This is a genomic window from Streptomyces sp. NPDC058457 (assembly GCF_042720695.1).
GTDB lineage: Bacteria > Actinomycetota > Actinomycetes > Streptomycetales > Streptomycetaceae > Streptomyces.
In genome coordinates, this window is record NZ_JBHXLU010000174.1 from 1 (window position 1) to 6,278 (window position 6,278).

The 6,278-nt window shown below is 70.1% G+C and carries 5 protein-coding genes; 2 read left to right on the forward strand and 3 right to left on the reverse strand.

The genetic code is table 11. The features are described from left to right. Positions 1-42: 42 nt before the first annotated feature. From ACFWPS_RS53620 to ACFWPS_RS53630, 3 genes are all read right to left on the reverse strand, one after another. Entirely contained in the window at positions 43-1,647 is a 1,605-nt protein-coding gene (locus ACFWPS_RS53620) for an FAD-dependent oxidoreductase (RefSeq protein ID WP_383721801.1), read from the reverse strand. 363 nt (positions 1,648-2,010) lie between these two features. After that, complete coding sequence (locus ACFWPS_RS53625; RefSeq protein ID WP_383721803.1) at positions 2,011-2,856, reverse strand: mycofactocin-coupled SDR family oxidoreductase; 846 nt, start codon at positions 2,854-2,856, stop codon at positions 2,011-2,013. Next, positions 2,853-4,712 carry a flavin-containing monooxygenase gene (locus ACFWPS_RS53630; protein WP_383721805.1) on the reverse strand — a complete coding sequence of 620 codons (1,860 nt, stop codon included), beginning with the start codon at positions 4,710-4,712 and terminating at the stop codon, positions 2,853-2,855. Before ACFWPS_RS53630 ends, ACFWPS_RS53625 begins: the two co-directional genes overlap by 4 nt. A 158-nt stretch (positions 4,713-4,870) precedes the next feature. Here ACFWPS_RS53630 and ACFWPS_RS53635 point away from each other — a divergent pair, with 158 nt between their 5' ends. Beyond that, complete coding sequence (locus tag ACFWPS_RS53635; RefSeq protein ID WP_383721807.1) at positions 4,871-5,887, forward strand: LLM class flavin-dependent oxidoreductase; 1,017 nt, start codon at positions 4,871-4,873, stop codon at positions 5,885-5,887. A gap of 77 nt (positions 5,888-5,964) precedes the next feature. After that, positions 5,965-6,228: a NifU family protein gene (locus tag ACFWPS_RS53640; RefSeq protein ID WP_089103754.1), complete on the forward strand. Its 264-nt coding sequence runs from the start codon at positions 5,965-5,967 to the stop codon at positions 6,226-6,228. Positions 6,229-6,278 lie beyond the last annotated feature (50 nt).

The window sequence follows — 6,278 nt, forward strand, 5'->3', positions numbered from 1 at the left end:
GCGGGGGCGCGGCCTCTGCCTACCGGAGCTCCGAAGCCGGCGTCAGCCCGTCTTGTCACCGGCGAGATCGAGGACAGCCCGGTAGGCGAAAGCGAGGCTGCTGCCGATCGGGGTCCCGGCGCCCGGGTACACCCGTCCCGACATGGCCGCCGCGGTGTTCCCCGCAGCGTAGAGACCGGCGATCGCTCCGCCGTCGGGGCGCAGGACGCGCGCGTTCTCGTCCGTCTTCAGGCCGCCCTTGGTCCCGATGTCGGAGAGGACGATGGTCGCGGCGTAGAACGGCGCCGTGTCCAGGGGCGGCAGCAGCGGATGGGCGAAATCCGCTGACGCCGGCGCCGGATAGTTCATCACGGGCCCGGCCGGGAAGCCCACGATGTGCAGGTACATCTGGTCCCAGGGCGTCTCGCCGCGGTGGAACCGCTCGTCCACGCCGGTGGCGGAGTAGGCGTTGTACTCCTCGACGGTCTTGTTCAGAGCCTCGTACGGCACCCCGATCAGGCCCGCCAGCTCCTCCAGGGTGTCCGCCTTCTTCAGCGCGCCCGACTCCAGCCACGCCGGGTCCGGCGACTGGCCGGGGTCCCCGCCGATGCTGTCGCGGTCGAGCTGACGCTGGTCGAACACCCAGTGGCAGGGGATGTGGGAGACACCGCTGGTCGAGTGCAGGCGGACCAGTTCGTGGCCGGCCTGATCGTAGGGGCGGGTCTCGTTCACGAAGCGCTCGCCGGCACCGTTGACCCAGATACCGCCGCGGGTTCCCGTGTGGAACACCGGTAGTCCGTCCGGCTGGACGAGTCCCGGTACGAACCATGCCTCGTCGAGGAGGTCGGTGGCAGCGCCCACCGCGATGCCGGCCTGGAGGGCGTCGCCGGTATTACCGGGGCAGCCGTTCGACCACGTGCCGTCCAGCGGCACCGCGTGGTACTTCTTGCGGAGTTCCCCGTTGTGTTCGAAGCCTCCGGCGGCGAGAAGCACTCCGCGCTCGGCGCGGAAGGTGGTCCGCTCACCCCCGCTCGTCGCCGTGACACCGACGACCCTGTCGTCCTCCAGCAGCAGGCTCTCGAGCCGGGTGTTCAGCCGCAGCTCCCCGTTGCCGGTCTCCAGGAAGGCCGTCAGGGCCCGGCCGATGAGTGCCCGGCCGCCGGTGAACACCGCGGGGCGCTCTGCCCCCCAGCGTTCGGTGGGTATCGAGTCCCTTACCAGCTCTGCTCGTTCGCCCAGGTCGGCTGCGGCTACGTCCGGCGGGAAGATGGTCCGCCCCGCGGGTGCGGAGCCCGGTATCCCCGCGAAGTAGTCGGGCACGGGTCCGTAGACGAACGACTGGAACCAGGAGTTCTGCTCAAGCTCGTCGATCAGCTTCCGGCCGGCGTCCAGATAGGCGTCCTGCAGATGCTCCCTGGTGTCGTCCGCCACCACACTGCGCAGATAGGTCCTGGCGTCCTCGCTTCCCTCCTCGACGCCGGCCCGCAGCAGCGGCGCCGAACCCGGGAACCAGAGCCCCGCACCGGAGTATGCGGTCGTCCCGCCGACCCGGTCCGTCTTCTCGATCACGAGCGTGCGCAGGCCTCGCGACGCCGCGACATACGCCCCGACCAGACCGCCTCCTCCCGATCCCACGACGACGACGTCGTAGCTGTCCCCACTGGCCATCACTGTCCTCCTCGTCTCAGGCGCTCGCGCCCGGCTCACCGAGCCGAGGACGACGCCCTGGAGCCTCGGGCGCCCGTCCCTGGCCGGGCGGCCCCCTGTACGCCCCCCCGGCCCTGCGCGCGGTTCTGCGGCTCGGCTGCCGCGCGCAGTGGATTCCCGATCAGCCGGAGTCGGCGAGCCGGCCCATCGCGGGCCGGGCGACCGACCGAGGACTCGGCCACCGGGCGGTCGCCGGTCGTCGTCGTCGGGTGCGGTGCGGCGGGCTTGTGTCCGGGCGGCCGCAACATCAGTGTGTTGTCGGTCCCAGGCATGTAGGTGGCGCGATTCCGGTGACCGGAACGGTATGTGCGGGACGCGGTGGAGTCAGCGGTTGGTGCGGCCGAGGTCCACCGGCAGTTGTATGCCGGTGACGTGACGGGCCTCGTCCGAGGCGATCCATGCCACGGCCGCGGCGATGTCCTCGGCCTGGCTGACGCCGTCGGGGAGGATGCCCTGGAAGAAGGCGCTCAGTTGCGGGTCCTGCTCCAGGACCGGGCGGATCCCGGGGACGAGTTTGGTGTCGACCCCGTGCGGATGTACGGAGTTGACCCGGATCCGGTAGTCACCCAGTTCGTTCGCCAGGGTCTTGGCCAGTCCGGTGACGCCGTGCTTGGCCGCCACGTAGTCGGCGAGCAGCGGCAGCCCGCGCAGTCCGGCGACCGAGCTGGTGAAGACGATCGCGCCACCGGTCCCCTGCTCGATCATCAGCGGGACGGCGGCCTTCACGGTGTGGAAGGCGCCGGTGAGGTTGATGTCGAGCGTCGCGTTCCAGTGCTCCAGCTCGATCTCCCAGGTGCGGGCGAAGGTCGTCATACCGGCGTTGGCCACCACGACGTCCAGGCGGCCGAGTTCGCGGACGCTCTCCTCCAGGGCCGCCCGTACGGCGGGGAAGTCGCGTACGTCGGCCTTGTGGGTCAGGATGCGCCGGCCGAGTTTCTCCACGAGCCGGGCGGTTTCGGCGAGGTCCTCGGGAGTCGCCCCCGGATACGTCGTGGTGGGGAGGTCCTCGCAGATGTCCAGCGCGATGATGTCCGCGCCCTCCGCGGCGAAGCGCACCGCCTCGGCCCGTCCCTGCCCGCGGGCCGCCCCGGTGATGAAGACGGCCTTGCCCTGGAAGCGGTGCGCGTTCGGTGCGTTCGGCACGGGTGCCTCGGGAACGGTGCCGGTCATCGTGCACTCCTCTCGTCCTCGGCGGGCTTCGCGACGGTGGCCTCGGGGCTCGGCTTCGGCGCGGGGGTGAGGCTCAGCTCGTCGAACTCACCCCTGTGCCGCCATTCCTCCAGCATGGTGAAGTACGCCGTGGAGGTGCCCGGGTAGTTGACGTTCTTCGGGGGGCGGCCGTCGGGATCCCCCTCGTTGTTCCAGCGGCCCGGCGTGCAGTCCTTCAGGAAGCCGCCCGCGCCGAGGAGCGCCAGGCCGGAGCCCCCCGTCACCTGCCGGACGTACGCCTCCTCGCCCTGCCTGGTGACGTCCGCGATCACTCCCCGCCGCTCGAACTCGGCGACGAGGAAGGCGACATGCTGCGCGGTCTCGTCCAGGGTGTGGCAGAAGTTCACCGCGGCGGTGCCCTGCGTGTAGTTCGGCGGCAGGAGGAAGAAGTTGGGGAAGCCGCTCGACATCACGCCGTGCAGGGTCTCCGGACCGTCCTCCCACTTCCGGGAGAGGGTGAGGCCGTCGCGACCGGTGACGTCGAATCCCACCCGGTCGACGTATGCGGAGTCCTGGTCGAAGCCGGTCGCCAGGATGATGCAGTCGAGCGGGTACTCGACCTCGCCGACCACGACTCCCCGCTGGGTGATCCGCCGGACGCCCTCGCCCTGGGTGTCGACGAGTTCGACGTTCGGCCGGTTGAAGGCCGGCAGGTACTCGTCGTGGAAGCAGGGACGTTTGCACTGGTACCGGTAGTAGGGCTTGAGCGCCTCCGCGGTCGCCGGATCCCGGACCACCTCGTCGATACGGGCCCGGATGTGCTCCATGTGCTCCAGGTCGGTCAACTCGCGCTGTTCGGCCACCTCCTGGGGACCCTGGGCCCCGTGTTCGTCGCCGCTGAGCATCGCGTGGTAGAAGACGGTCCAGCCGTCCCCCACCAGGTCCTCGGTGATCGGCTCGCCGTTGGTGACCGCGGTGAAGTTCTCCCGCCGCCGCTTCTGCCAGCCCGGCTCCAGGGAACGCGCCCACGCGTAGTCCGTCTCCCTGTTGTCCCGGACGGCGACCGTGGAGGGGGTGCGCTGGAACACGTAGAGCTTCTGGGCCGATTCGGCGAGCGGGGCCACGATCTGGACCGCGGTGGCGCCGGTGCCGATGACGCCGACCCTCTTGTCACCGAGTCCGGTGAGAGGGCTGGAGCTGTCGCCGCCGGTGTAGTCGTAGTCCCATCGCGAGGTGTGGAACAGCTCGCCCTCGAAGCCGTCGATGCCTTCGATCGCCGGCAGCTTGAGCGAGGTGAACGAGCCGTGGGCCACCACCACGTACCGCGCCTGGAACTCGTCGCCGCGATCGGTGCGCACGCTCCATCTGGCGCTCTGTTCCTGCCAGTTCAGCCCCGTGACCGAGGTGTGGAAGAGCGCGTGGTCGTAGAGCTCGAAGTGCCTGGCCAGCCGCTGGGCGTGGGCGAGGATCTCGGGGCCGTACGAGTAGCGGCGCCGGGGTATGTAGTCCAGCTCCTCCAGCATCGGCAGATACACGTACGACTCGACGTCGCACATCGCGCCCGGATACCGGTTCCAGTACCAGACGCCCCCGACGTCTCCGCCCTTCTCGACGATGCGGATGCGTTCGACTCCGGCCCTGCGCAGATGTGCCGCGGCGAGCAGACCGCCGAATCCTCCCCCCACCACCATCGCGTCGACCGTGTCGTGCTGCGGCTCGCGCGGCACGACATCGGTGAAGGGGTCCGCCACCAGCTTCTCGCGTCCTGAGAGGTCCAGGATCTCCCGGCGCGAGGGGTCCACGCGCTTGTCCCGCTCGGCTCGGTACTTGGCGCGCGCCCGATCGAGATCCGTGGGCGCGGCCGAGGTGTGCGTCATCCCTGTTTCTCCGTCCTGGGGCCTCCGACCAACGGAGCGATTTTAGAAGAACAGTTAAATCATGTGAAGGTATCTGACACTTTGAATCAGCTAACTCAATGCTACAATTCACATGCTCAGCCGAGCAGTGCACGACGCTTGCGGGAGGATCGGCGCACATGACTGAGTTCGGCATGCCCTGGCCCGGTGCGGAGGTCGGCCCCGAGGCCGAGGCCGCGGGCGTCGCGGCCTTCTGCACCGGCGAGTTCGCGGATCACGACGCCTATGTCACGGTCGCCGGGATGGTCGCGTCGACCCGCAGGGCTCTGGTCGGCCCGGCGATCGCCTACGGGTTCTCGCGTACGCCGTTCGCCCACGCCACGGCGATCCGTGACTTGTGGAACCAGGCGCCCGGACGCGTCTTCGCGGGCCTGGGTTCGGGGGCGTTCGCCATCAACCGCGACTGGTGCGGTGTGGCCGCGAACCGCCCGGTGGCGCGGATGTCCGAGCTGGTGACGGCCGTACGAGCGTGGCTGCACGCCGAGAACGGTCAACGCGTCGCTTTCGAGGGCGAGTTCTACCGGGTCGACGCGCGGGTGAAGGCCCCGGTGCTGGGCCGGATCGACGTGCCCATCCTGCTGGCCGGGTTCCAGCGCAGGATGGCGACCGCCGCCGGCCGCACGGCCGACGGGATCATCGGCCACGGACTCTTCACGGACGACTGGTGGGACAGCGTCGTCCGTCCGGCCGTCGAGGCCGGCGCGCGCGAGAGCGGACACGACCGGCGGCCGCTGGAGCACGGCTGGCTGCTGACCGCGATCGACGACGACGATCCCGAGCGTGCCGTCACCGACATGCGCCGGATGATCGCCTTCTACCTGACCGTACGCACCTACGACGCGTTCGCCGAACACCACGGCTGGACCTCCCAGGTCGAGAAGATCAGGGAGGCGTTCGCCGACGGGCGGTTCGACGACATGGCGCGGGCCGTGACGGACGACATGGTCGACGCCGTCGCGCTCTGCGGAAGCACCGCCGACGCGGCGGCCGCCCTCTGCCGGCGCCGGGCATCGATCGCCCGTGACGTCGCCTACTTCGCGCCACCGTCGTTCATGGTCGGCGAGCGCCGCCGCCAGGCCTACGCCCGTTCCAGTCTGGCGCTGATGGACACACTCGACACCGCCGAAGCGCCCTGAGAGGGGCACCCCGCAGACATCGCGCGTCCCCGTCGGAGACCCCCGGCACACTCATCCCACGACAGAGGAGACCGGCCATGCCGCAAGCCCAGGACGTCGTCAACGAGGTACTCGAACTGCTGGAACCGATGGTCGCCCCCGACGGCGGTTCCATCCGGCTCGCGGAGTTCGCTCCCGAGCAGTCCCGTCTGACGGTCGACTACTCCCGAGGCCACAACGACGCCTGCGCCACCTGCGTGCTCGACGGCGAGTCGCTCAAGGCGTTCATCGAGGAGGGGCTCCAGACCCGCGGCATCGAACTGGCCGAGGTCACCGTGCGCGAGCCGGACCCGGCCGGCTGAGGCGGCTCCCCGCCCGGCCACACAGCGGAGCGGGCGGCGAGTCCTGGGAC